Annotated in this window: 24 protein-coding genes; 20 read left to right on the forward strand and 4 right to left on the reverse strand. The window is 72.7% G+C overall.

All coding sequences use genetic code 11. The features are described from left to right. Window positions 1-91 precede the first annotated feature (91 nt). On the reverse strand, window positions 92-445 hold the full coding sequence (locus ACIQAC_RS37730) for an SsgA family sporulation/cell division regulator (RefSeq protein WP_402199605.1): 354 nt from the start codon (window positions 443-445) through the stop codon (window positions 92-94). Between the two features lie 172 nt (window positions 446-617). On the opposite strand from ACIQAC_RS37730, the gene ACIQAC_RS37735 reads away from it, so the two are divergent. The 4 genes from ACIQAC_RS37735 (at window position 618) to ACIQAC_RS37750 (ending at window position 4,755) form a co-directional block, all read left to right on the forward strand. Beyond that, window positions 618-1,673 (forward strand): energy-coupling factor ABC transporter permease, encoded by a 1,056-nt coding sequence (locus ACIQAC_RS37735; protein ID WP_402199608.1) that lies wholly within the window; start codon window positions 618-620, stop codon window positions 1,671-1,673. 7 nt (window positions 1,674-1,680) lie between these two features. Beyond that, on the forward strand, window positions 1,681-2,442 hold the full coding sequence (gene cbiQ / locus ACIQAC_RS37740) for a cobalt ECF transporter T component CbiQ (RefSeq protein ID WP_402199610.1): 762 nt from the start codon (window positions 1,681-1,683) through the stop codon (window positions 2,440-2,442). After that, on the forward strand, window positions 2,430-3,188 hold the full coding sequence (locus ACIQAC_RS37745) for an energy-coupling factor ABC transporter ATP-binding protein (RefSeq protein WP_402199613.1): 759 nt from the start codon (window positions 2,430-2,432) through the stop codon (window positions 3,186-3,188). Before cbiQ ends, ACIQAC_RS37745 begins: the two co-directional genes overlap by 13 nt. A gap of 397 nt (window positions 3,189-3,585) precedes the next feature. After that, window positions 3,586-4,755 (forward strand): serine hydrolase domain-containing protein, encoded by a 1,170-nt coding sequence (locus ACIQAC_RS37750; protein ID WP_402199615.1) that lies wholly within the window; start codon window positions 3,586-3,588, stop codon window positions 4,753-4,755. 200 nt (window positions 4,756-4,955) lie between these two features. On the opposite strand, the gene ACIQAC_RS37755 is transcribed toward ACIQAC_RS37750, so the two are convergent. Next, window positions 4,956-5,894 carry an ACP S-malonyltransferase gene (locus ACIQAC_RS37755; RefSeq protein WP_402199618.1) on the reverse strand — a complete coding sequence of 313 codons (939 nt, stop codon included), beginning with the start codon at window positions 5,892-5,894 and terminating at the stop codon, window positions 4,956-4,958. A gap of 198 nt (window positions 5,895-6,092) precedes the next feature. On the opposite strand from ACIQAC_RS37755, the gene ACIQAC_RS37760 reads away from it, so the two are divergent. The 11 genes from ACIQAC_RS37760 to ACIQAC_RS37810 all read left to right on the forward strand — a co-directional run bounded on the left by ACIQAC_RS37760 (window position 6,093) and on the right by ACIQAC_RS37810 (window position 18,431). After that, window positions 6,093-7,730, forward strand: a complete 1,638-nt coding sequence (locus tag ACIQAC_RS37760) for an acyl-CoA carboxylase subunit beta (RefSeq protein WP_402199621.1) — start codon at window positions 6,093-6,095, stop codon at window positions 7,728-7,730. Further along, window positions 7,727-7,975 carry an acyl-CoA carboxylase epsilon subunit gene (locus ACIQAC_RS37765; RefSeq protein WP_402199624.1) on the forward strand — a complete coding sequence of 83 codons (249 nt, stop codon included), beginning with the start codon at window positions 7,727-7,729 and terminating at the stop codon, window positions 7,973-7,975. The genes ACIQAC_RS37760 and ACIQAC_RS37765 overlap by 4 nt, the downstream gene beginning before the upstream one ends. A gap of 113 nt (window positions 7,976-8,088) precedes the next feature. Then, window positions 8,089-9,138, forward strand: a complete 1,050-nt coding sequence (locus ACIQAC_RS37770; RefSeq protein WP_402199627.1) for an AfsA-related hotdog domain-containing protein — start codon at window positions 8,089-8,091, stop codon at window positions 9,136-9,138. After that, entirely contained in the window at window positions 9,135-10,169 is a 1,035-nt protein-coding gene (locus ACIQAC_RS37775; RefSeq protein ID WP_402199629.1) for a 3-oxoacyl-ACP synthase, read from the forward strand. The genes ACIQAC_RS37770 and ACIQAC_RS37775 overlap by 4 nt, the downstream gene beginning before the upstream one ends. Before the next feature lie 76 nt (window positions 10,170-10,245). Beyond that, entirely contained in the window at window positions 10,246-11,898 is a 1,653-nt protein-coding gene (locus ACIQAC_RS37780) for an FAD-dependent monooxygenase (RefSeq protein WP_402199632.1), read from the forward strand. Continuing rightward, window positions 11,895-12,908 carry a beta-ketoacyl-ACP synthase III gene (locus ACIQAC_RS37785; protein WP_402199635.1) on the forward strand — a complete coding sequence of 338 codons (1,014 nt, stop codon included), beginning with the start codon at window positions 11,895-11,897 and terminating at the stop codon, window positions 12,906-12,908. The genes ACIQAC_RS37780 and ACIQAC_RS37785 overlap by 4 nt, the downstream gene beginning before the upstream one ends. 149 nt (window positions 12,909-13,057) lie before the next feature. Beyond that, window positions 13,058-13,321 carry an acyl carrier protein gene (locus ACIQAC_RS37790; RefSeq protein ID WP_402199638.1) on the forward strand — a complete coding sequence of 88 codons (264 nt, stop codon included), beginning with the start codon at window positions 13,058-13,060 and terminating at the stop codon, window positions 13,319-13,321. Continuing rightward, window positions 13,318-14,559, forward strand: coding sequence for a beta-ketoacyl-[acyl-carrier-protein] synthase family protein (locus tag ACIQAC_RS37795; RefSeq protein WP_402199640.1), 1,242 nt, complete (start codon window positions 13,318-13,320; stop codon window positions 14,557-14,559). The genes ACIQAC_RS37790 and ACIQAC_RS37795 overlap by 4 nt, the downstream gene beginning before the upstream one ends. Before the next feature lie 71 nt (window positions 14,560-14,630). Further along, window positions 14,631-15,596: an aldo/keto reductase gene (locus ACIQAC_RS37800; RefSeq protein WP_402199643.1), complete on the forward strand. Its 966-nt coding sequence runs from the start codon at window positions 14,631-14,633 to the stop codon at window positions 15,594-15,596. Window positions 15,597-15,855: 259 nt separating this feature from the next. After that, entirely contained in the window at window positions 15,856-17,613 is a 1,758-nt protein-coding gene (locus ACIQAC_RS37805) for a 3-hydroxyacyl-CoA dehydrogenase family protein (protein ID WP_402199646.1), read from the forward strand. Between the two features lie 74 nt (window positions 17,614-17,687). Then, the gene (locus ACIQAC_RS37810; RefSeq protein ID WP_402199649.1) at window positions 17,688-18,431 is read left to right on the forward strand and encodes an HAD family hydrolase; all 744 of its coding nucleotides are present in this window, start codon (window positions 17,688-17,690) and stop codon (window positions 18,429-18,431) included. On the opposite strand, the gene ACIQAC_RS37815 is transcribed toward ACIQAC_RS37810, so the two are convergent. Further along, entirely contained in the window at window positions 18,391-19,320 is a 930-nt protein-coding gene (locus ACIQAC_RS37815; protein WP_402199651.1) for a ScbA/BarX family gamma-butyrolactone biosynthesis protein, read from the reverse strand. The two genes, ACIQAC_RS37810 and ACIQAC_RS37815, sit on opposite strands and share 41 nt — an antisense overlap. Before the next feature lie 117 nt (window positions 19,321-19,437). Here ACIQAC_RS37815 and ACIQAC_RS37820 point away from each other — a divergent pair, with 117 nt between their 5' ends. Both ACIQAC_RS37820 and ACIQAC_RS37825 read left to right on the forward strand, forming a co-directional pair. Beyond that, window positions 19,438-20,127, forward strand: a complete 690-nt coding sequence (locus tag ACIQAC_RS37820) for a ScbR family autoregulator-binding transcription factor (protein WP_402199654.1) — start codon at window positions 19,438-19,440, stop codon at window positions 20,125-20,127. Next, window positions 20,120-20,824 (forward strand): HAD family hydrolase, encoded by a 705-nt coding sequence (locus ACIQAC_RS37825; RefSeq protein ID WP_402199657.1) that lies wholly within the window; start codon window positions 20,120-20,122, stop codon window positions 20,822-20,824. Before ACIQAC_RS37820 ends, ACIQAC_RS37825 begins: the two co-directional genes overlap by 8 nt. 227 nt (window positions 20,825-21,051) lie before the next feature. Here ACIQAC_RS37825 and ACIQAC_RS37830 read toward each other — a convergent pair whose 3' ends face one another. After that, window positions 21,052-21,822 (reverse strand): SDR family NAD(P)-dependent oxidoreductase, encoded by a 771-nt coding sequence (locus ACIQAC_RS37830; protein ID WP_402199659.1) that lies wholly within the window; start codon window positions 21,820-21,822, stop codon window positions 21,052-21,054. 177 nt (window positions 21,823-21,999) lie between these two features. On the opposite strand from ACIQAC_RS37830, the gene ACIQAC_RS37835 reads away from it, so the two are divergent. The 3 genes from ACIQAC_RS37835 (at window position 22,000) to ACIQAC_RS37845 (ending at window position 25,044) form a co-directional block, all read left to right on the forward strand. Further along, window positions 22,000-22,632, forward strand: a complete 633-nt coding sequence (locus tag ACIQAC_RS37835) for a TetR family transcriptional regulator (protein WP_402199662.1) — start codon at window positions 22,000-22,002, stop codon at window positions 22,630-22,632. Window positions 22,633-22,920: 288 nt separating this feature from the next. Next, the gene (locus tag ACIQAC_RS37840; protein ID WP_402199664.1) at window positions 22,921-24,102 is read left to right on the forward strand and encodes an IS701 family transposase; all 1,182 of its coding nucleotides are present in this window, start codon (window positions 22,921-22,923) and stop codon (window positions 24,100-24,102) included. Window positions 24,103-24,237: 135 nt separating this feature from the next. Continuing rightward, window positions 24,238-25,044, forward strand: a complete 807-nt coding sequence (locus ACIQAC_RS37845; RefSeq protein ID WP_402199667.1) for a BTAD domain-containing putative transcriptional regulator — start codon at window positions 24,238-24,240, stop codon at window positions 25,042-25,044. Window positions 25,045-25,167 lie beyond the last annotated feature (123 nt).

Raw genomic sequence — 25,167 nt, forward strand, 5'->3', positions numbered from 1 at the left:
CCGACCCCAAGCCCTACCTCTGGACCAAGACCGCAGACGAGATCCTTGAACGCCTCGCCTCTTATCTGAACAGAATTCCCGACTCAGAAGACTAGCGCGCCACCGGCTGCTCCGCCGCCAGATACGTGCGGCGGAGGAAGCGCATCAGGGTCTTCGCGTCGAACTGCACCACCGAGACACCCTGCGCCGAGTGGAACTCGACGACCGCCTGGACCCTTCCGCAGGGCCACACCCGGACCTCTTCCGTGCCCACGGGGGCGCGCAGCCCCTGTTCGAGCAGGGTGCGGGAGAACGTCCACTCGTGGGGGCCGGGCAGACCGATCCGCACGGATCGTGGGTCGGCCTCCGGGTCGTAGCGGAGCACCACGGGGACGACGTCGCTCGCCTCGGGAAGGTCCGTGTCGGTGACGATGTGGGCTCGTGCGTACTGTTCGACTACAGACATCGTGCGGCCCCTTACCCAGCGTGACCTGTGCGGAAGCTGTGGATCCGCTCCCACTCCAATGTCGCACACTTTCCCGGTTGCGCTCCCGGGCACCCTCCGTACACGCATACGAGACGTTCCCGATACCAGGACGCTCTTGCACAGCGTTCGCATCAAGCCACATCATCGAACCGTGCATGTACCTGACGGATTCATCGATGCCCCCACCTCCGCGGTGGCCGGAGTCGTCGCGGCGGGCGCCGTGGCGGTGAGCCTGCGCGGCGCGCGCAGGGAACTCGACGAGCGCACCGCGCCGCTCGCCGGACTCGTCGCGGCGTTCATCTTCGCCGTGCAGATGCTGAACTTCCCGGTCGCGGCCGGGACCAGCGGACATCTGCTGGGCGGGGCGCTGGCGGCGATACTCGTCGGCCCCTACACGGCCGTGCTGTGCATATCCGTCGTCCTGCTGATGCAGGGCATCCTCTTCGCCGACGGCGGTCTGACCGCGCTCGGCGTCAACATCACCGACATGGCGATCGTCGGTGTCGTCGTCGCCTACGCCGTCTTCCGCGGTCTGGTCAAGGTGCTGCCGAACGGCCGCCGTACGGTGACGGCCGCCTCCTTCGTCGCCGCGCTGATCTCGGTGCCGGCCGCCGCGCTCGCCTTCACCGCGCTGTACGCGGTCGGCGGCACCACCGACGTCTCCCTCGCCAAGGTCACCACCGCGATGGTCGGTGTGCACATCCTCATCGGCATCGGCGAGGCCGCGATCACCGCCCTCACGGTCGGCGCCGTGATCGCGGTACGGCCGGATCTCGTCTACGGCGCCCGCGATCTGCGCCGCCCGCTGAAGCTGCGGGTCGGCGGGGAACTGGTGGACGCGCCGGCCGCCGAGCCCGTGCCCGTCGCCGCCCGTACCTCGCACCGCGCGGTGTGGCTCAGCGGCCTCGCCGCCTCCCTCGTGCTGGCCGGTGTGGTCAGCTTCTACGCCTCCGCGAGCCCCGACGGCCTGGAGAAGGTCGCCCAGGACAAGGGGTTCATCGACTCCGCCGAGGAGCACACCAACGCCGACTCGCCACTCGCCGACTACGGCGTCAAGGACGTCGACAACGCCCGGCTGTCCGGCGGTCTCGCGGGCGTCATCGGCGTCACCGCCACGATCGTCGCGGGCAGCGGGATCTTCTGGGCGGTGCGCCGGCGCCGCAGCGACGACACCTCGCCGTCGTCGACCACCGTAGAGAACGTCTGACCCGCGGATGGGTGCCGGGCACGCGCACAGGCTCTACCGGCACGGGCACTCGCCCGTGCACCGGCTGCCCCCGCACACCAAGCTCGCCGCCACCTTCGGCTTCGTGATCGTCGTGGTCTCCACACCGCGCGAGGCGATGTGGGCGTTCGGGCTGTACGCGGTGCTGCTGGCGGGTGTCGCCGCCCTCGCGCGCGTGCCCGCCGGGTTCCTGCTGAAGCGGCTGCTCATCGAGGTGCCGTTCGTGGCGTTCGCGGTACTGCTGCCGTTCGTGGCGGAGGGCGAGCGCACCGAGGTGCTCGGTATGTCGCTGAGCGTCAACGGACTGTGGGGCGCCTGGAACGTGCTCGCGAAGGGCACGCTCGGCGTAGCCGCGTCCGTACTCCTCGCCTCCACGACGGAACTGCGCGAACTGCTCCTGGGCCTCCAGCGGTTGAAGCTCCCCCCGCTGCTCGTGCAGATCGCGTCCTTCATGATCCGCTACGGCGATGTCATCACGGACGAGATGCGGCGGATGCGGATCGCGCGGGAGTCGCGCGGCTTCGAGGCGCGTGGTGTGCGCCAGTGGGGCGTCCTCGCCAAGTCGGCGGGCGCGTTGTTCATCCGCTCCTACGAGCGCGGCGAGCGCGTCCATCTGGCCATGATCAGCCGGGGGTACGCCGGTGCCATGCCGGTGATCGACGAGGTGACCGCGTCCCGGGCGCAGTGGTCGTACGCGCTGACCCTCCCGTTCGCCGCGCTGGTGGTCTGTCTGCTGGGATGGGTGCTGTGACGGAAGCTTCTCTGGAGGTCTCGGGCCTCGCGTTCGCCTATCCAGACGGACACCAGGCCCTGTTCGGCGTGGACTTCCGTGTGCTGCGCGGCGAGCGCGTGGCACTGCTCGGGCCGAACGGCGCCGGCAAGACCACGCTCGTCCTGCACCTCAACGGCATCCTCGACGGTGGCGCCGGCACGGTGACCGTGGCCGGGCTGCCGGTCGGGCGCAAGCACATGGCCGAGATCCGGCGCAAGGTCGGCATCGTCTTCCAGGACCCGGACGACCAGCTCTTTATGCCGACCGTGCGGGAGGACGTCGCGTTCGGGCCGGCGGCGGCCGGGATCAAGGGCGCGGAGCTGGAGGCCCGGGTGGACCGGGCGCTCGGGCAGGTGGGTATGGCGGAGTTCAGGGACCGGCCGCCGCACCATCTCTCGTTCGGCCAGCGCCGCCGGGTGGCGGTCGCCACGGTGCTGGCGATGGAGCCGGAGATTCTTGTCCTGGACGAGCCGTCCTCCAACCTCGATCCCGCGTCGCGGCGTGAACTGGCCGACATTCTGCGGTCGTTGGACGTCACCGTGCTGATGGTCACGCACGATCTGCCGTACGCCCTGGAGCTGTGTCCGCGGGCGCTGATCCTCAGCGAGGGGGTGATCGCGGCGGACGGGCCGACGGGCGACCTCCTCGCGGACGACACCCTGATGCGGGCCCATCGCCTTGAACTCCCCTTCGGCTTCGACCCCCGCGCGGTCGGAAGCGCGTGAGCCTGCGGGCACGTCGTGCCCCTTGGGGGTGACGGCCGTCGGGCGGGCGCGGCACCGTCGTGCCCCTTCGCGCAGTTCCCCGCGCCCCTGAGGTGGGCACTCCGACCCCGGCCGAGCTGGCACCGCACCCGGACGACGGCCGGTCGTTCCAGGGGCGCGAGGAACCGCGCGAAAGGGCCCCACCAGGCCGCACCCGAACGACGACCGGTCGTACCAGGGGCGCGGGGAACTGCGCGAACGGGCCCCACCGGGCCGCACCCGGACGACGGCCGGTCGTTTCAGGGGCGCGGGGAACTGTGCGAAGGGGTCCCACCGGGCCGCACCCGGAGTGGAATCCCGGGGAAGTTCGCGGTGTTACCGCCAGTGCAGAGGCCCACCACCGAAACGGAGTGCTGTCGTGGACATACAGGGCACGGTCGCCCACGGCTTCGAACCGGTCCAAAACGCGTTCGCGAAGAACTTCGAGACCCTCGGCGACCGCGGCGCGGCCGTCACCGTCTACCGCGACGGACACCGCGTAGTAGACCTCTGGGCCGGCACACGGGACGTAGACGGCACCGAGCCCTGGGACCACGGCACAGCCCAGATCGTGCGCTCGGCCACCAAGGGCGTCGCCGCCGCCGTACTCCTCCTGCTGCACCAGCGCGGCGAGCTGGACCTGGACGCACCGGTCGGCGAGTGGTGGCCGGAGTACAAGGCCGCCGGCAAGGAACGCACCACCGTCTGGCACCTGCTCGCGCACCGCGCCGGCGTACCCGCCCTCGACCGGCCGCTCACGCCCGAGCAGGCCGCCGACCTCGCGTTCGCCGCGCGGGCCGTGGCGGCGCAGGCGCCGGTGTGGGAGCCGGGCACGGACCACGGCTACCACGCGCAGACGTACAGCTGGCTGACGGCGGAGCTCGTGCGCCGGGTCACCGGACGGTCCGTCGGCGAGTGGATCGCCACCGAGATCGCCGGTCCCGTGAACGCCGACTTCTGGCTCGGGCTGCCGCCCGCCGAGGCCGCGCGCGTGGGGCGGGTCGGCCGGATCGACCCGCCGGAGTCCGGCGCCGGGGGGCTGCGGGCCCGGCCGAAGCGTGCCGTGTCCGAGGCCTACGCCGATCCCGGGTCGCTCACCCGGCGTGCCTTCGGCGCGATCACGCCGGCGCCGGACGAGAACGACGCCGGGTACCGTGCCGCCGTCCTTCCCGCCTCCAACGGGATCGCCACCGCGGACGGGCTGGCGCGGGTGTACGCGTCGCTGATCGGGGAGGTGGACGGTGGGGTGCGGCTGTTCACGCCGGAGACGGTGGAGCTGGCTCGGGGGGAGCGGTCGGCGGGGGCGGATCGGGTGCTGGTGATCGGTACGCGGTTCGGGCTCGGTTACATGCTGGACGGGAGTGCGTCGCCGTTGCTCTCGCGTGCGTCGTTCGGGCATCCGGGGCGTGGCGGTGCGCTGGGCTTCGCCGATCCCGAGTCGGGGGTCGCCTTCGGCTATGTCACGAACGGTTTCCGAAAGAGCGTGACGGCGGACCCGCGGGCGCAGGCCCTTGTCAGGGCGGTACGGACGTCCATCGCCGCCGCCTGAAATCGCCGTACCACCCGCGCAGTTCCCCGCGCCCCTGGAGGCAACGGCCGCCGGTCGGGTGCGGCAGCGTCGTGGCCGCTCGCGCAGTTCCCCGCGCCCCTAAAAGCCTCCCGACGACCCCGCGTAGCCGCGTAGCTGCGGGCAATCGTGTTGGCGCGGTGGCACCCCGTTGGTGCCGGGCCGCGCCAATGCCCCCGGGGCTAGTGCGGGGCCGGTACTCGGGATGTTGACGGGACCGTGGGGAGGGTGCGTTTGGTGAGGGCTGTGAGGGTCGTGCCGGGGCCCAGGTCCAGGAAGGCCGTGGCGTCGAGGTCCTCGTGCAGGACATGCAGGGTGTCCACCCAGCGGACCCGGCCAACCAGTTGGCGGGCGCAGAGCTCACGCCAGCGACTGCCGCCGTAGTGGACGGCGGCGTCGACGTTCGCGACGACCGGCAGCGCGCCCGCCCGGAAGTCCACCAGTTCAAGCGCCCGCCGCAACGCCGCACCGGCCGCCTCCATGTACGGCGTGTGGCAGGCCGCGCCGACCGGCAAGACGCTGTAGCGCAGACCGGCGTCCGCCACCCGCACCCCGGCAGACTCCACTGCCGACCGGCTCCCCGCGATCACCGTCTGCCGCGGGCTGTTGTGGTTGGCCACCCACAGGTCGGCGCCCTCCGCGCGAGCGGACTCCACCAGCTCCGCGACCTGGTCGATCCCGCCGCCCATGACGGCGGCCATCGCCCCGGGCCGCTGCCGCGCCACCGCGGCCATCGCCCGGCCCCGCTCGCCGACCAGCCAGCCACCGTCGGCGACCGACAACACCCCGGCGGCCACCAGCGCCGAGTACTCGCCGAGGCTGTGTCCGGCGACGGCGACCACATGGGTCTCCGGGTCGAGCCGGCGGAACTCCGACCAGGCCAGCAGGGACGCGGTGAACACCGAGATCTGCGCGTGGTCGGTGCGCGACAGGGTCTCCTGGTCGGCGGAGAGCAGCAGTTCGGCGACGTCGAAGCCGGACGCCCGGGACACGGACTCGACGAGTTCCCAGGACGGGGTGTCCCGCCACGGCTCGCCCATGCCGGGCCGCTGCACCCCCTGACCGGGGAACAGAGCGGCGTACCGCGACTCGGCGGTGGACCCGTGAACCTGCGCAACCATGATCTTCCCTCTCGGTGTGTCCGATGACGGCCGGGAATATCGTCCGGGGGGTCCGCTCAAGTCCCGGATCGGTTTTCACTCAAGCCGCGCAAAAGGAATCGGCGGCTTTTTCCCGCCTTGAGTCAGGCATTGTCCGGCACCCCGAATCCTGCTGATGGGCGGCCCGTTCGAGAGGACGTCCGGATGGGAGGACCAGGCATGACCACCGTGGTCGAGAAACCGGAGAAGGAGAGAACACCGGCGGAGAGTCCGGTGCCGTTCGCCGAGCCGGAGCCCGCGCGTCCCGACACCGTGCACGCCCGCGTCGAGGAGCTGCGCCGGCTGCGGGCCGAGGTCCGGTCGGGGCCCGGCGTGCGGGCCACCGAGGCGCAGCACGCGAAGGGCAAGCTCACCGCCCGCGAACGCGTCGAACTCCTCCTCGACGAGGGGTCGTTCACCGAACTGGAGCCGCTGCGCCGGCACCGCGCGACCGGCTTCGGCCTGGAGCAGCGCCGCCCGCACACGGACGGTGTGATCACCGGCTGGGGCACGGTCGACGGCCGCCAGGTCTTCGTCTACGCGCACGACTTCCGCATCTTCGGCGGCGCGCTCGGCGAGTCCCACGCGGCGAAGATCCACAAGCTGATGGATCTGGCGGAGGCGTCCGGCGCTCCGCTGGTCAGTCTGTGCGACGGGGCGGGCGCCCGCATCCAGGAGGGGGTGACCGCGCTCGCCGGGTACGGCGGCATCTTCAGCCGCAACGCCCGCTCCTCGGGGGTCATCCCGCAGATCAGCGTGATCCTCGGCCCGTGCGCGGGCGGCGCCGCCTACTCCCCCGCCCTGACCGACTTCACCTTCATGGTGCGGGGCGTGGCACAGATGTTCATCACCGGCCCGGACGTCGTGCAGGCGGTCACCGGCGAGCGGGTGAGCATGGACGAGCTCGGCGGCGCCGACGTGCACGCGTCGGTGTCGGGGGTCGCGGCGTTCGCGTACGACGACGAGGCGGGGTGCCTGGAGGACGTACGGCATCTGCTGTCGTACCTGCCCTCCAACAACCGGCAGGCGCCGCCCGCGGTGGCCGCCGACGATCCGGCGGACCGGCGTACCGACCGGCTGTCCGACCTGGTCCCGGCGGACCCGGCGCGCGGCTACGACGTACGGGAGGTCATCGAGGAGATCGTCGACGACGGCGAGTACTTCGAGGTGCAGCCGACCTGGGCGGCCAACGTGGTGTGCGCGCTGACCCGGATCGACGGGCACGTGGTGGGTGTGGTCGCCAACCAGCCGATCGCGAGCGCCGGGGTGCTCGACATCAGGGCGAGCGAGAAGGCGGCGCGGTTCGTGTCGCTGTGCGACGCCTTCAACATCCCGCTGGTCACCATGCTGGACGTGCCGGGGTTCCTGCCCGGCGTCGAGCAGGAGCACGGCGGCATCATCCGGCACGGCGCCAAGCTGCTGTACGCCTACTGCAACGCCACCGTCCCGCGGATCCAGCTGATCCTGCGCAAGGCGTACGGCGGTGCCTACATCGTCATGGACTCCCGCTCGGTCGGGGCGGACCTGTCGTTCGCCTGGCCCACCAACGAGGTCGCGGTGATGGGCGCGGAGGGCGCCGCCAACGTCATCTTCCGGCGCCGGATCGCCGCCGCGGACGATCCGCCGGCGATGCGGGCGCGGATGGTCAAGGAGTACAAGGCCGAGCTGATGCACCCGTACTACGCGGCGGAACGCGGTCTGGTGGACGACGTGATCGAGCCGGGTGAGACCCGTGCCGTGCTGGCCCGTTCGCTCGCCATGCTGCGCACCAAGCACCGGGCGCTGCCGCAGCGCAAGCACGGGATCACCCCGCTGTGAGCGGGCCCGGGAACACCGCCCCGCTCCCGGCCGACGTGCTGCGCGAGGCCGCCTTCCGTGTGGTGCGCGGCGAGCCCAGCCCCGACGAACTGGCCGCGCTGGTCGCCGTACTGACGGCCGTACGGGCGCGCGCGGCGGCGGCCGGGCCTGCCGCCGAGCCGGCCGTGCCCCGGGCGACCTGGGACCGCGCCCAGAACGGCTATCACGGTCCGCTCGCGTGGACCGGCCGGCCGCCCGCTCCTTGAGTTCGCTTTTAGCCGGCGATTGGCGACCCGCCTCGACAATGAAAGTACGTGAAATCACGTGAGGGGAAAGGGAATTCCGCTCCGTCTCACGCCGTATCAGGAGGACGAAAGAGATGACCCGCGCCGAACAGAAGTCCTGCCTTCCGGGCGCCGCGAACCTTGAATTCATGCGCACCGTGGACCGTTCTCTCCTGCACCGCTGGGCGCTGTCCGAGGTGTTTCTCACGGACGCCCGCAAGACCGGTGAGGAGGAGTATCTCGCCGCCGCCCAACTCCCCCCGCTGCACGCCTACTACACCGGCCACACCTCGCGGCTCGGCAGCCCCGACCCGATGCTGCTCCTGGAGTGCTGCCGGCAGGCGGAGACCTACGGCGGCCACGAGTACGCCGGGGTCTCGCGCAGCAGCAAGTTCCTGCTGCGGTCCTGGTCGATGGAGCTGCCCGGCCTGCTCACGATCCCGCGGCAGGAGCGCCCCGGCGAGCTGCGGATCTCCGTGCGCACCACCAACCGCCGCGGCACCCCGGGCGACGTACGCCGGCTGACGTTCGGCATCGACATGAAGCTCGCCCAGCGCTGCCTCGGCTTCGTCCGCATGGACGTCGGCTACATCCCGTCCGAGGTCTACGAGACGGTCCGCCTCCAGGGCCGCGGCCGGCCGCTGGTGCCGTTCCAGGACCTGAAGCGCGAGACGGCCTACGTCGATCCGCACCTGGTCGGCCGCAGCGACCCGGCCAACGTGGTGCTCGCCTCCGCGACCGTGGGCAGCGACAACGCCTCCGCGACCGTGCGGGTCCCGCTGGACAACCGCAGCATGTTCGACCACGGCCAGGACCACGTGCCCGGCATGGTCCTCATGGAGGCCGCCCGCCAGCTCTGCCTGCTCGGCGTCTCCGACCTGTGGGGCGCCTCGGTCAGCCGCAGCACGGTCGCCGGCTTCGAGTTCTCCTTCACCCGGTACGCCGAGCTGGACGCCCCGGTGTCGGTCCACATCCGCAAGACCGAGCCGTACACGCACGAGGACAACCTCAGTCTGATGCTGCCGGACCTGCGGACCTTCCACATCGACTTCGAGCAGGACGGTGACGTCATCGCCTCCGGCCAGATGCACACCACGACCGCGTCGACCGGCGTTCCGCTGCTCGACGGCGAGGAGTGCGCGTGAACACCGCCGAGATCTGGCTCGCGCCCGCCGAGTGGCTGCCGCCGACCGCCGAGAAGACGGCGGACGCGCTGGCCGCCGGCCGGGTGACCGCCAACGAGGCGGACGCGATGGGCTACGAGCAACTGCCCGTCTCCGCCGGCCTGTCGGCCCCGCAGATGGCGGTGCGCGCGGCACGCGGCGCCCTGTCCCTGGCCGGTGTCGCCGCCCGTGACCTCTCCGCCGTCCTGCACGCCTGGACCTACTACCAGGGCCACGACTTCTGGTCCCCCGCGCACTTCGTGGCCGCCGAGACCGGCGCCCGCGAGGCCGTCCCGACCGGGATCCAGCAGATGTGCAACGGCGCCGGGGCCGCCCTGCGTCTCGCCGCGCACCAGCTCGCCGCGGACCCCGGCGGCGCCCCCGTCCTCGTGACCACCGCCGACCGCTTCGCACCGCCGGGCTTCGACCGGTGGGGCGGTGACTACGGCGTCTGGTACGGCGACGGCGCCACCGCGGCCGTCGTCGGCGCCGGCCCCGTCCCGGAGGGCGCGCTGGCCCTGCGCGCCCTGCACACCCGGGCGGTGCCCGAGCTGGAGAGCGCCCACCGTGACGTGGGGGTCTTCCACGACGTACCGCACGAGGGCGGCGCCGCCGTGCAGGTCCGGCGCACCAAGAAGGCGTACTTCACCGACCACGGCAAGGCGCCCTTCCTGGACCGGCTGCGGCGGGAGACCTCGGCCGTACTGGCCGCGGCGCTGGACGAGGCGGGCTTCGGGCCGGTCGGGCCGCGGCTGAGCGCGGTCCTGCTGCCGCGGCTCGGCCGGGCCACCGCGCGGGACGTGTACGGGCCCGCCGTCGCCGAGGTCACGGACGCGCCGCAGGTCGACCTGGGCGAGCGCACCGGCCATCTGGGCGCCGGCGACCTGCTGTCCAACCTGACCGCGCTGGCCGCCGGGTCCGGGCCGCACCGGCTCGAACGCGGGCAGTACGCCGCGGTGCTGAGCGCCGGCGCCGGATTCACCTGGACCGCGGTCGTCGTCCAGCGGACCTGAACCGCCCCGCCTCTCCCGACCCCCACCTCGTCCCGTTCTCACCTCGTCCCGTTCTCACCCCTTGAAAGGCACTGTCATGACGATTCCTCCGCGCGAGGGCCCCGGTGAGCGGCGTCCCGTCCTCGTCGTGGGCGCCGGTCCCGTGGGGCTCGTGCTGGCCACCGAACTGCTCGCGCAGGGCGTCCCGGTCCGGCTCGTCGACCACGCGGCCGCCGGCCCCGTCCAGCACTCCCGGGCCAGCGTCGTCTGGCCGCGCAGCCTCGAACTCCTCGGCCGTATCGGCGTCTCCGAGCCGCTGATCGAGCTGGGCAACCGGCTGGACTCGGTGGAGTACTACTCCGACAAGCGGCCGCTCGGCGCCATCGAGATGAGCCGGCTCACCGACACCCCCTATCCCTTCGGTGTGGTCGTCCCGCAGGACACCACCGAGGAGGTGATCCGCACCCGGCTGGCCGCGTACGGCGGCGAGATCGAGTTCGGCTCGCTCACCGGGCTCGACACCTCGGGCCCCCGGCCGGTCGCCGAGCTGACGCGGGCCGACGGCACCACCGAGACCGTCGAGGCCGACTGGGTGGTCGGCGCGGACGGCGCGCACAGCGCGGTGCGCCGCTTCGCCGGGATCGAGTTCCTCGGCTCCGGCAACGACGTGCTCTTCGCGATCGGCGACGGACCGGTGGCCGGCGACATGGACCCGCACGCACTGGTCTACGGCTACTCCCGCTCGGGTGCGCTCGGCATCGCGCCGTTCGGCGGCGGCCAGTTCCGGCTCGCCATCAGCGTGCCGGACTGGCAGGGGGAGCAGGGGCCGCCGCCGGAGCTGTTCCAGAAGTTCGTCGACGAGCGTTCCCCGCGGCCCGGGATGGTCGGGGAGCTGGCCTGGTCGACCATCTTCCGCGCCCGGCGCCGGGTGGCCGAGACCATGCGCGCGGGCCGGGTCTTCCTCGCGGGCGACGCCGCCCATGTGTTCAGCGCGGCCGGCGCGCAGGGCATGAACACCGGCATCCAGGACGCGGTCAACCTCGCCTGGAAGCTGGCCGGAGTGGTGAACGGCGTTTTCGAGCCGGGCATCCTCGACACCTACGACACCGACCGCCACCTCGCCGCCGAACGCATCGTGCTGACCACGGCGAAGCAGACCAGCTGGGGCCTGTTCAAGCGGCGCCACGAACTCGCCCTGCGCGACGGCGCCGTACGCCTCGCCCACCGGACCGGCGTGCTCCAGCGCTTCGGCGCCCCGCTGATGGCCCAGCACGACGTCAGCTACCGGCCCGCCGAGACGCTGCGCGACACCCTGCCCGGACTGACCCGCAGGGTCCGCGTCGGCGACCGGCTCCCCCTCTTCGCCGCGCACGGCACACCCCAGCCGGGCGCCGAACGCTGGCCCTCGATCGACCCGGCCCGGCTGACGCTGCTGCTGTGGGCGGGCGAACGGCAGGACGCCGGGTGGGTCACCGCCCGCGACGCGGTGACCGCCGCCGCGCCCGCCGGGGTGCCGGTACGGGACATCTCCGCCTGGCCCGGCTTCACCCCGCTGCTGGGCACGGCGCCCAAGGCGGTGCTGGTCCGCCCGGACGGCCATGTCGCGGCCCTCGTCGCGCCCGAACCGGCCGGTGTGCGTACGGCGTTGCGGCGGGCGGGCAGCACGTTCCGCGCGGGGCGCGCCCGGCTCACGGCCGTCGTCTCCTCGCACGAGGACGCGCCGCACACCACCGAGGAGCTGGTCTCATGAGCCGCGCCGCGGTCCTGTGCGGCCTGGGCGGCGCGCTGCCCACGACGGCCGTCTCCAACGAGGAGCTGGCCGGACAGCTCGACACCTCCGACCAGTGGATCCGGACCCGTACCGGAATCCGGTCCCGGCATGTCGTCGCGCCCGGCGAGGCCACCTCCGATCTCGCGGTGGCGGCCGGTGCGGACGCCCTCGCCTCGGCCCGGCGTACGGCCCCGGTGGCCGACGTGGACCTGGTCGTGCTGGCGACCAGCACCCCCGACCGGCCCTGCCCGGCGACCGCGCCGGACGTCGCCCACCGGCTGGGGCTCGGCCCGGTGCCCGCCTTCGACGTGGCCGCCGTGTGCACGGGGTTCGTGTACGCCCTGGCCACCGCGTCCTCGATGATCACCGCGGGGGTCTCGGAGCGGGCCCTGGTGATCGGCGCGGACACCTTCTCCACGATCCTCGACCCGGTCGACCGCACCACCCGGGCCATCTTCGGCGACGGAGCCGGAGCCGTGGTGCTGCGGGCCGGCGAGGCGGACGAGCCGGGTGCGCTGCTCGGTTTCGACCTGGGCAGCGACGGCTCGGGCGCCGACCTGATCACCGTACGGGCCGGCGGCTCCCGGCAGCGCTCCACGGGCGGACCGGCGGACGCCGGGGACCACTTCTTCACCATGGACGGCCGCCCGGTGTTCACCCAGGCCGTGCTGAACATGAGCCGCTCCTCGCAGGAGCTGATGGAGCGGGTCGGGTGGACGCCGGCCGATCTCGACAAGGTCGTGGCGCACCAGGCCAACATCCGCATCCTGCACGCCGTGGGTGAGCAACTCGGCCTGGAGGAGAAGCAGATCGTGGCCAACCTCGACCGGGTCGGCAACACGGTGGCCGCCTCGATCCCGCTCGCCCTGCGGGACGCCGCCGCCGACGGCGAGCTGCTGCCGGGCCACCGGGTCGTCCTCACCGGCTTCGGCGGCGGCCTCACCTGGGGCTCGGCGGCGCTGGTCTGGCCGGACCTGGCCGCCGGGTGACCGCCCCCGCCGCCCTCACCGGCCCCACTGACCTCACCGAACCCACTGACCTCACCGAACCCGCCGTTCAACGCGGCACGGCGACCACGAAGAACAACAACAAAAGCAACACCAATCCGACAAGCAGGATCCTCGAAAGGAACCCCATCATGAGCGCTCCCGTCATCGCGGCCCAGGAGTCCATCAAGCACCGCGTCTCCGCCCTGATCAGCGAGAAGTTCGGCCTCGACGAGGCGGAACTGCTGTCCGGCGTCACCTTCGACGAGCTGGAGATCGACTCCCTCATCCTCGTCGAGCTGAGCCTGATCCTGCGCAAGGAGATGGGCATCGTCCTGGTCGAGGGCGAGCTCAAGTCGTCCTTCACCCTCGACGAGGCCGTCTCCGTGATCCGCGCGAAGGCGGACCAGGCATGAGCGGCGTCGCCCGGGGCCGCGGCGTCGCGGTCACCGGCATGGGCCTCGTCACCCCGGCCGGCATAGGTGTGGAGGAGAACTGGCGGCGCGTCCTGTCGGGTGTGTCCGCCGCGGCCACCGACCCGGAGCTCAAGGGCGAGAAGGTCGACATCTCGTGCCGGGTCCCCGGCTTCGACCCGACGGCCGAACTGGGCCGGCGTACGGCCTGGCGGCTCGACCGCTTCACCCAGCTCGCCGTGGTGAGTGCCCGGCAGGCGGTCGCCGACTCCGGTCTGGACACCGGGTCCTGGGACTGCACCCGGGTCGGTGTGGTCATCGGCAACTCCCTGGGCGGCGCGGCCACCCTGGAGAAGCAGCTGCGCACCTACTCCGAGGGCACCCCCGAGGACGTGTCGGCGCTGATGATCCCCATGAGCATGGTCAACATGGTCGCCGGTTACGTCGCCATGGACCTGCGTATCCACGGACCCAGTCTGGTCACGGCGACCGCGTGCGCGTCGGGGGCGTCCGCGATCGGTACGGCCCGCGAATGGCTGCTGTCCGGGCTGTGCGACGTGGTCCTGGCCGGCGGCACCGAGTCGGCGATCAGCCCCGGCACACTCAACGGCCTGTCCCGGATGGGCGCGTTGTCGGGCCGGGTCGACGATCCGGCGGCGGCGTCGCGTCCGTTCGCGGCGGACCGGGACGGCTTCGTGGCCGGCGAGGGCGCGGCGATCCTCGTACTGGAACGCTGCGAGGACGCCACCGCCCGCGGGGTCCGGCGCTACGCGGACATCGCCGGGTTCTCCGCCACGTCCGACGCGCACCACGCCACCGCCCCGCATCCGCAGGGCGAGGGCCTGGCCCGTGCCCTGCACGCCGCGATGGCGGACGCGGGGGTGCTGCCCGGCGAGGTCGAGCACGTCAACGCGCACGGCACCTCCACGCCGATGAACGACCTCACGGAGGCCCGCGCCCTGCACTCGGTGCTCGGCGACAGCGCGGCGATCACCTCCACGAAGGGCGTCACGGGACACACCCTGGCCGCGGCGGGGGCGGTCGAGGCGGCGTACACGGCACTCGCCCTCTACCACGGGGCCGTGCCGCCCACCGCCAACGTCGAGTCCCTCGACCCGTCGATCGACGTCGACATCGACGTCGTCACGGGGGCGGCCCGGCAGCGGCGGATGAGCGTCGCGGCGAGTACGTCCCTGGGGTTCGGGGGGCACAACGCGGCGCTGGTCCTCACGGCGGCGTGACGGGGAGGGGGTGGGGTGTGACGCCCACCCCCTCTTTCCGCTCAAGGCATCGACTTCTGAAGGGAGTTCACATGACTGCGCGTCGTCTCGGTCCGACCGGGCCGGCCGTTCACCCCGTTGGCCTCGGGTGCATGGGAATGAGCTGGGGGTACGCCGAGTCCCAGCGCGACGACACCGTGTCGGTGGAGGTGATCCGGCGGGCCCTCGACGCCGGGCCGCTCCTGCTGGACACCGCCGACGCCTACGGCAGCGGCCACAACGAGACCCTCGTCGGCCGCGCCCTCGCCGGGCGCCGCGGTGACGCCGTCGTCGCGACCAAGACCGGCATCGTGGTGGACGACCTCGCGACCCGCACGCTGAGCCGGAACGGTTCCCCGGAGCACATCCGGCGCTCGGCGGACGCCTCACTGCGGCGACTCGGCGTCGAGGCCATCGACCTGTACTACCTCCACCGGGTCGACCCCGCCGTACCGCTGGAGGAGTCCTGGGGTGCGCTGGCCGAACTGGTGCGGGCGGGCAAGGTGCGGCGGCTCGGGCTGTCCGAGGTGACGCGGGAGCAGGCGGACGCCGCGCATCTTGTCCATCCGGTGTCCGCGGTGCAGTCCGAACTGTCGCTGTGGACGCGGGAGCCGCTCGATCCGGGGACCGGGATGGTCGGGTGGTGTGCGGAGCGGGGCGCCGCGTTCGTGCCGTTCGCTCCGCTGGGGCGGGGGTTTCTGACCGGGCGGTACGAGGGGCCCGGGGACTTCGAGGCCGGGGACTTCCGGGCCGCCAACCCGCGGTTCAGGGGGGAGGCGTTCACGGCGAACCTGCGGATTGTGCGGGCGGTGGAGGAGGTGGCGGTGCGGCACGGGGTGACTGCGGCGCAGGTCGCGCTGGCGTGGGTGTTGGCCCAGGGGGACCACGTGATCCCCATCCCCGGCACGAAGCAGCTCCGCTACCTGCGGGACAACCTGTCCGCGCCGGACCTGACCCTGACCCCGGCCGACCTGACCACCCTCTCCACGATCCCGCCGGCAACGGGCAACCGCTACTGACCTCCGGTCGCCGTCCGGGTGCGGGCCGGTGGGGGCTGATCGCGCAGTTCCCCGCGCCCCTCAAAGCCAAAACCCGCACAGCCGCGGGCAATCGTGCCGCAGGGCGGCACGGGTGGGCGCGGCGGCACCCCGTCGCGCCGGGCTGCGCGAACGCCCCGCAGGGCCACCCCCACCAGCCGCAACTCGCCGCGCCGCGGGCTGCGCGACGCCCCCGGTCGACAGGACAACACCGGCATCCTCGACAACGTAGGAGTACAGCATGTCCGAACCGCACGCCCCGCAGGGAACCGTCGCCGTCGTCGGCCTGGGCCGCACCGGCCTCGCCCTCGCCCGCCACCTCACCACCGCGGGCCTCACCGTCATCGGCGTCGACAACGACCCCGCCGCGATCATCCGTGCCCTACAGCTCAGCCCACCCCACCGCCCCCGCACCCTCACCCGCTTCCCCACCGGCATCGCCAAGGCCGACCTGGTCATCGAGGCCGTCCCGGAACCCCCCTCCCTCAAACGCCTCGCCCTCGCCGAGATCCGCCGGCACCGCCGCCCCGGCACCCCCGTCCTCACCACCGCCCTGACCACCCCCCTCCCCGATCTGGAGGACGCCGCCGGCCCCGACCTCCTCGCCCTGCGCCTCCTCACCACGGACACCCTCGACGCGGTGGAGCTGGCCCGCGCCCCCGGCGCCGCGGACACCGCCGCCAAGCGTGCGGAAGAGATCCTCTCGACCGCCGGCATCACCGTGCACCACGTCGCCGACCGCCCCGGCTCCCTCGCCCCCGGCCTCCTCTTCGGCCTGCTCAACCGCGCCGCGTGGATGGTCCACGACGGCTACGCCACCGCCGACGCCGTCGACACCGCCGTACGGCTCGGCTGCGGCTGGAGCAAGGGACCGCTGGCCCTGCTGGACACGATCGGCCTGGACACCGCGCGGGACGTGCTCTCCCGCCTCGGCGACACGGACGCCGGCGGCCACGCGGCCCCGGCCCCGGTCTTCGACGAGTTGATCGCCCAGGGGGCCCTCGGCCGCACCACCGGCCACGGCTTCCACCACTACGACGGTGACGGCGAGCCGCGCCGTCAGGTACTGCCGACCGCCCCGCCCGGCTGCCGGGTCGCCGTCGTCGGCTCCGGCACCATGGCCACGGGCATCGCGGAGGCGTTTGTGCGCGGCGGCTTCCACACCACCCTGCTGGCCCGGACCGAGGAGAAGGCGGAGGAGGCCGGGGAGCGGGTGCGCTTCGCCACGCAGACCACGGCCCCGGACCAGGACCAGGACCCCGACCAGGACCCGGACGAGGCGCTCCGGCGGGCCGGGTTCACCGCCACCGCCGACCGCTCCGTACTGGCCACCGTGGACATCGTCGTCGAGGCCGTCGTCGAGGACCTGGACGTCAAGCGGGCGCTCTTCGCCGAGCTGGGCGAGGTGTGCGCGCCGAGCACGCTGCTGGCCACCTCCACCTCCAGCCTCCCGGTGGCCGCCTGCACCGAACCCGCCGGGCGCCCCGCCGACGTACTCGGTCTGCACTTCTTCAACCCGGCGCCGGTGATGAGGCTGGTGGAGCTGGTCCCGGTGGACGGCACCAGCGAGCACACCCTGGCCAGGGCCCGCGCGGTGGCCGAACGGCTCGGCAAGGAGACCGTGCAGTGCGGCGACCGGGCCGGTTTCATCGTCAACGCGCTCCTCTTCCCGTATCTGAACCAGGCGTTGGAGCTGCTCGACGCCGACGCGACGACACCCGCCGCGCTGGACGCGGCCGCGCGGAGCGTGGGCCGTCAGCCGCTCGGGCCGGTACGGCTGCTCGACACCGTCGGCACGGACGTGGCCCTCGCGGTGCAGCGCCGGCTGCACACCGACCCGCGCTGCCGGGCGCCCGAACCGGCCGCGCTGCTGGAGCGGTTGGTGGCCGCGGGCCATCTCGGCCGCAAGACACCCGGCAAGGGCACCCGCACCTATCTGACCGCCCGCGCCAAGGCGACGGCGGTCACCCCGCCGGCCCAGGTGCCGGCCACCGTCTGACTCCCCTTCTCCCTCCGATCCCCTTCTCCCCCGATCCCTTTCCCTCCCGATCCCCGCAAGGAAGGCACCTGCCCATGTCCGCTTCCCCGGGAGCCCCGAACACCCCCGTCGAGATCGCCTTCTTCGACGTCGACGAGACGCTGATCACCGTCAAGAGCATGTTCCGGTTCCTCGACTTCCACTACCGCGAGCGCGGTCTGCCGCCGTCCGCCTACCAGGAGGCCGCGGGCACCCTGCGGCGCCGGTCGGCGGAGGGCGTCTCGCGCCTGGTGACCAACCGCGAGTACTACCGGCTGTACGCCGGCCGCCCGCGCGGCGAGCTGTTCGCGCACGGCCGGGACTGGTTCGACGTCGAACTCGCCGCCGGGACGCTGCTGCACGCGCCGGTGGTGTCCGCCCTGCGCCGGCATCAGGCGCAGGGCGCGCGGATCGTGCTGGTGTCGGGCTCGTTCCGGCCATGTCTGGAGCCGGTCGCGGAGCTGCTCGGCGCCGACGAGATCCTGTGCAGCGAGCCGGAGTACGTGGCCGGTCACTGCACGGGCCGGGTGGCGCGCCCGGTGATCGGGGTGGAGAAGGGCCGGCTGGCGCGCACGCTGATGCGGCGGCGCGCGGTGTCCTCGGCGCGCGCCGCCGCGTATGCGGACCATGCCTCCGACCTCGAACTGCTGCGTTCCGTCGGGCACCCGTTCGCCGTGGGCGACGACATGGTGCTCGGTGCCCATGTGGCCCGGGTGGGCGGCGGCACGCTGCCGGGGGTCGGTCAGGGTGGGGCGGTCGTCAGCCGACGGGCGCCTTGGCCACCGACACCAGTGCGGTGAAGCACAGGTTGTCGTCCTGATGGGCCGTCACCAGGAGCCGGGCGCGGCCGAGTTGGTCGTCGGGCAGCAGCTGGGCGTCGACCCGGCAGGGCGAGTCCAGCTCGACGTACCGGTGGAAGATCGTCTCCATGGCCTCGGCGACGCCCGCCCGGGGGTGCCGGATGGTGCGCGCGGCCTGCTTGGCCGCTTCGAGCAGCAGGATGCCGGGCGCGTGGTCGCCGGGGTGGTCGAAGTACATCGGGTGGTGGGTGTCTATCCGCAGCAGCCAGCGGTCGCGGGCGTCGGTGGGTGAGAGCACCGCGTCGCGGAACTCCTCGCTGGCGCCGGAGACGGGCGGCGGCAGCGGGCGACTGCGGGCCAGTTCCAGCATCCGGTGCGCGTCGCCGTACGGGCCGCGCAGCCGCTGGTAGATGGCGGGCGGCTGGATGTGGAAGCGGGTGTGGGCGGTGGCCAGCTGCTCTCCGTCGCGCAGCACGGTGATGTCCAGGGACAGCCCGGAGACCCGGCCGCGGCGGCGGACCACGTCGTGGCAGCGGACGTGCAGTTCGGGCCGGCCGCCGGTGCCGCCCTCGCGCAGGGCCGGCAGGTTCAGCGCGTACCGGTACTCCTCCCAGAGCAGCCGGTGGCCGAACGGGATGTCGTAGCCGGCGTGGGCCAGCAGCGGAAACGTCTGGCGAATCGTTTCGGTGATCAGGACGGCGTCGTCCTGGCGGCTGTGGCCGGTGGCCACGACGCCACTGGTGTCCGTCCAGTCCGCGGCGACGAGGAACTCGTCCTCGCCCAGGCGCTCAAGGCCCGACAGCAGTACCTGGTCGGCGTGTTGTTTGTGGACGAGGTCCTTGGTGACCCTGGCCGGACTCGATGCCGCAGGCGTGACCATCTCGCTCATAAGTACTTCCCCCTGTGTACTAGCGCTGAAAAGCGCTGCCCCCGCGCGCTGGCGGAGCCGCGCTACAGCAAGTAACATAGAGGACGTTCTTTTTTTTGTCGAGACCGGGGCGCAGCCATGGCACCAGCGAAGCAGGAGCGCGTACTCAAGCAGGAACGCGCCATCCAGACCCGAGAGCAGCTGTTGAGGGCTGCCGCGGAGGTGTTTGACGAGTACGGCTACGCGGGCGCCGGGATCAACAAGATCCTCCAGCGTGCGGGGGTGACCGCGGGGGCTCTTTACTTCCATTTCAAGAACAAGCAGAACCTCGCGGTGGAGGTGATGAACGCCCAGCGCGACACGATCGAGCCACATGTGCCCACCACGGGCCTCCAGCGGCTGGTGGACATCACCCTCATCTGGTCCCACTCGCTCCAGGCCGACCCCGTGCTGCGCGCGGGCGTCCGGCTCACCGGTGAACAGGCGAGTTTCGGCCTCCAGGACTCCACGCCGTACGCGGTGTGGGCCCGCAGTTTCGAGGAGTGCCTGGAGGCGGCGCGCGACCAGGGCGAGCTGCGTGAGCACGTCCGGATCGACGAGCTGGCCCAGTTCGTCGTCGGCGCGTGTACCGGTATGCAGGAGTACGCGCAGGTCGTCTCCAAGCGGGCCGACCTGCCGGCGCGTACGGCGAGCATGTGGCGTCTGCTGCTGCCCGGGGTCGCCACCGAGGCGGCGCTCGACAGGATCGAGAACGGCGAGGAACGCGCCCTGTCCCTGTGGACGACCGTGAGCGCGCCCGACCAGGGAGGGGAACCCGACCATGACTGACCGCCTGCGGCGACTGCGGCTGGCCGCCGTCAACATCGACGGTGTCCTGCTCAACGACACCTTCAGCCCGCTCATCCACCAGTTCGTCACCCGCCGCGGCGGGGTCTACTCGGCCGACGTCGAACGCGGTGTCTTCTCCCAGCGCCAGGTCGACGCCGGGCTCGCCATGGCTGCGGCGGTTCCCGCGGAGCTGACCGGGGAGGAGGCGCTGGCGGCGTACTTCGCGGAGCGTGCGGAGTATCTGGCCGATCATCCCGTGGAGGTCATGCCGGGGGCGCGGGCCCTGCTGGAGCGGCTGCGGGCGGCCGGGCTCGACGTGATCTGCTACGGCGGTCTGGCGAAGTCCCACTTCGACGAGCATCTGGGGGCGCTGGCGGGGCTGTTCACCGCGCCGGGGTACCTCTGCACGAACGACGTCCGTCCGGGGCTGCGGGAGATCACGGCGCACTTCGGGCTGCGGCACGGGGAGGTGCTGTTCGTCGACGACGTGGCGCGGGTGGGGGAGGCTGCGGCGGCGCTGGGGGCGCCCTTCATCGGGCACCCGAGCCACTTCGAGCACAGCCATCAGGCGCGCCTGATGCGGGAGGCGGGGGTCCGTCATATCGTCTCCGACCTGTCGGAGATAGACGCGGGGCTGTTGCACGCGCTGGACAGGGAGGCGGCGAGGTCCGCACCCCTGGCAACTGCCGCCCAGTAGTGCCCCTGCGGGTAGTCGTGCGAGTGCGGGTGAGTGGGGGCTGATCGCGCAGTTCCCCGCGCCCCTGAAAGCACAAACCCGCGTAGCCGCGGGCATGCGTGCCGCCTGGGGCGGCACGGGTGGGCGCGGCGGCACCCCGCAAGCGCCGGGTTGCGCAACGCCCCCCGCGCCGGCCCGCACCGGCGGTACCCGGCCGACGCCGGGCGGCACAGCGCACCACACCCGCGTCACACCGCCAGCGTGCCGCCCTCGACGGGGACCGTCGCGCCGGTGACGAACGACGATGCCGGGCTGCACAGCCACAACGCCGCCCGAGCCACCTCCACCGGCTCAGCGAATCGTTTCTGTATCGCGCGGGCGAAGAACGTGTCCGCCATCCCCGGCGCCCCCGCCACCACCGCCTCCATCATCTCGGTCATCGTGCTCCCGACCGCCAACGCGTTCACACGGATGTTCCGGTCCCCGTACGACGCCGCCGCCGCCTTCGTCAGCCCGATCACCGCGTGCTTCGCGGCGACGTACGGCGCCCCCACCCCCGTGGCGACCAGCCCGGCGACACTCGCCGTGTTGACGATCGTCCCGCCCCCGCAGGCCAGCATGGCCCGGATCTGGTGCCGCATCCCGTTCCACACCCCCCGCACGTTCACGTCCATCACGGCGTCGTAGTCGTCGTCCGCCATCTCGTGCAGATCGCGCCCGAGCACCGCCAGCCCGGCGTTGTTGAACGCCGCGTCCAGCCGCCCGAAGCGCTCCACCGCCGTCTCCACGACCCGCGCCATGTCCGCGCCGCGCCGCACGTCCCCGGTCACCGCGACCGCGTGCCCCCCGCCGGCCTCGATCTCCTTCACCACGGCGTCGAGCTGCTCCTGGCGCCGGGCGGTGACCACCACCCGCGCCCCGTGCTCGGCGAAGAGCCGCGCCGCCGCCGCGCCGATGCCCGACGAGGCCCCCGTGATCATGACTACCCGGCCGTCCATCTCGCACAGTTGATCGATCATGCGGGCAGCCAAGCAGCCGAACGGCGGACCGTCAGCCACTCTCGGGCACCTTTACCGGCCAACCTGCCAAGAACGTCCTCAACTGCTCGTTCTCCCGATCTCTTGGGTAATTCTTGACCTAGGCTGGATGCCGTTCGGGACGTCCCGCGGCACGCGGGAACAGCCGACGGAGAGGGTGTGCGAACTCAGGTGGCGAAGCAGGAGAGGGCGGAGCAGACCCGGCAGCGGCTCATCGAGGCGGCGGCCGCCGAGTTCGCCGAGCGGGGTTACGCCGGCACCTCCCTGCACGGGATCGTGCGATCGGCCGGGGTCACCATGGGCGCGCTGACCTTCCACTTCCGCAGCAAGTCGGCCGTGGCGGACGCCGTGCACGAGGCCGGCGTCGCCGCCACCCGTGCCCTGGTCCACGACCCGGCCCCCGCACGGGGTCTACAGGGCGTCCTGGACACCGTCCTCGCACTGGCCGACGCACTGCGCACCACACAGAGCATCCGGGCCGCGGCCCGCCTCACCCGCGAGGGCCACACAACAGGACCGGGCTGGTACGACTCCTGGGCGCCCGGACTGCGTACGGCACTGGAGCGGTCCTGGAGCGGTGAACGGCCGGACGGGCTCACCCCGTCGACCGCGGGCTCGCTCCTCTTCCACGTCCTGCTCGGTGTGGAGGCGGCCGCCGCCGCGCCGGACGCCGTGCGCACGGTCACCGGCGACGGACCGGAGAAGAGCCTCGCGCACGCGCTGACGGCGTTCGGCACACTTCTCGCCACGGCGGGCAGTGCACCGGCCGTGGCGCCGGGCACCCTGAACTGACCCACCTCCCCCTTTGCGGAAGTCCGTGTTCCGGCGCAACTCCCGTCACTGAACGCACCGTTCCGCACACCCGCCGTACGACTTCACCGGACGCGCGGGCCGCCATCACACCCCGCTCCAGGAGATTTCCGTACGGAATCCGGCCACGCCCCGGCCGATCCCGCCGCAGTTCAGACCCCCTGGACACCCTCCCGCCCTCGACTCCTCACTCCGGCCGCCCCGCCGACCACGCTAGAAACATAGAGAATGTTCTCTATACTTCTGGCGACAGGAGAGAGGAGCACGCCCATGCACGCGGCCAAGGACAACGTCTGCGTCCTCGACGCACCGGCCCCCGTCTCGCCGGGCCTCGCCTCACCGAGCCTCGCCTCACCGGACCTCGCCTCACCGGCCCAACGGCTCTTCGCCCATCTGCCCCGGGCCGACCAACGACGCTGGGCCGGCGTGTATCTGAAGGGGCTGCTGAGCGCCGAGGGCAAGAAGACGCTGCGGCGGATGGCCGCGTCGGTGACGTCGTCGCCGACGGCGGCCCAGTCGCTCCAGCAGTTCGTCAACGACAGCGCCTGGCGCTGGCGGCCGGTCCGCGCCGAACTCGCCCGCTGGGCCGGTGAGATCACCGCCCCGCACGCCTGGACGCTCGCGCCGGTCGTCATCCCCAAGCGGGGCGAACTGTCCGTCGGCGTCCACCGGCGCTTCGAGCCGGTCTCGGGACGTACCGTCAACTGCCAGCTCGCGATAGGGGCGTTCCTCTCCGGCGACCGCGGAGACCTCTCCGTGGACTGGGAGTTGTACCTGCCGAGGCGCTGGACCGAGGACGAGCGGCTGCGGCACCAGGCCCGTGTCCCCGACGGCACCCGGCACACCTCGGCCGCCGCGCTGTGTCTCGCCCTCGCCGACCGGCTGGCGCGGATCACCCCACGGATGCCGCCGGTCGTGGTCCACACCGAGGGGCATCTGGACGCCGGGACGGTCATCGAGGGGCTCACGGCACGCGGCCTGGACTGGATCGTGGCCGTGCCCGACACCTTCCCGCTCTCCCCCGACACGACGACCCTGCCCAGGTCCACGGAGACGGAACCGGCACGCAGGCTCCTGCGCCGCCACCCCACCCCGGGCCGGACCCGTTTCACCCTCACACGCGTGACCCTGCCGTCCCCCGCGGGCCCCCGCCCGGCCCTCCTGGCCGGCCCCGGAACCCCCGCCCACGACCGGCCCACCCGGACCTGGCTGACCAGCCTTCCCCCCGCCCGGCAGGGTCAGGCCCTCGCGCTCATCGGCTCCGCCGAGGACTCCCGGATCGGCGTCGCCGAGGCGGAGTCGGGGCTGTACGACTTCGCCGGCCGCTCCTATCCGGGCTGGCACCGGCACGCCACGCTGGTCTCGGTCGCCGCGGCCCACCGCGCCCTCGGCCACGAGGTCTGCCCGCCCCTCGGCGCCGACGTTCCGACGACCACCCCGGGCACCGGCTGACGACCGCCGCCCAACGGCCCGTCCTCCCCCCACACAGCACCACAGGAGACCCGCATCGAGGCGGGATTCCTCCTGATCTGTTCACCGCACACCGCCCGCTGTGCCGGACGGTGACGCCCACTTTGAGGAGGGGCTGTGGAGTTCCGTGTTCTTGGACCGATCGACGTCCGTGTGCAGGGGCGTGACGTCACCCCCAGCGCACCCAAGCAGCGGCAGGTGCTCGCCCTGCTCGTGGCGCGGGCCAACCACCGTGTGTCGGTGCCCGCGCTGCTGAACGAGGTGTGGGACGGCGAGCCGCCGCGCACCGCGACGACCGCCCTCCAGACGTACATAGGGGCGATACGCAAGGCGCTGGCCACCGCGTCCGGCACCGGCGCCCGCGAGATCGCGGACCACCGCCTGGTCACCGACGGCAATGGCTACGTACTGCGGCTGGCGGACGACGAATGGGACCGGCCGCGCTTCGAGAGCCTGGTCCTGGAGGCCCGTGGCCTGCTGGAACGGCGTGAGGCGCACACCGCGGGCGAGGTGCTCGGCAGGGCGCTGGCGATGTGGCGCGGCGCGCCCTTCTGCAACGTCCGGCACGGCAGCCGGCTGACCGCGCAGGCGCGGGTGCTGAACGAGGCGCATCTGGCGGCCTGCGAGGCGCGTATCGACGCGCTGCTGCTGTGCCGGCGCTTCCAGGAGGCGATCGGTGCGGCCGTCGCGCTGGTCGGCGACCACCCGTACCACGAGAACGTGCACGCCCAGTTGATGCGGGCGCTGTACGCCTCGGGGCGCCGGGCGGCGGCGCTGGAGGTCTACCAGTCGCTGCGCCGCCGGATGACGGACGATCTCGGCATCCCCCCGTCCCCGTCCACCACGACCCTGCACCACGTCATGCTCCAGGACAGCCCGGACCAGACCTACCTCGCAGCCGCAGGAGCCGGCACCCTCCTCTAACACCCCCTCACCAGGGACGCGAGAACCCACAACAACGGGAGAGCCACCCCCCTCAGGGCCGCGGGGAACTACGCGACACCCCACGACGACGCGAGGACCACCCCCACACACCAGCCCACCACC

Origin of the sequence: Streptomyces sp. NPDC088387, from assembly GCF_044753385.1 — a bacterium.
Classification (GTDB): Bacteria; Actinomycetota; Actinomycetes; order Streptomycetales; family Streptomycetaceae; genus Streptomyces.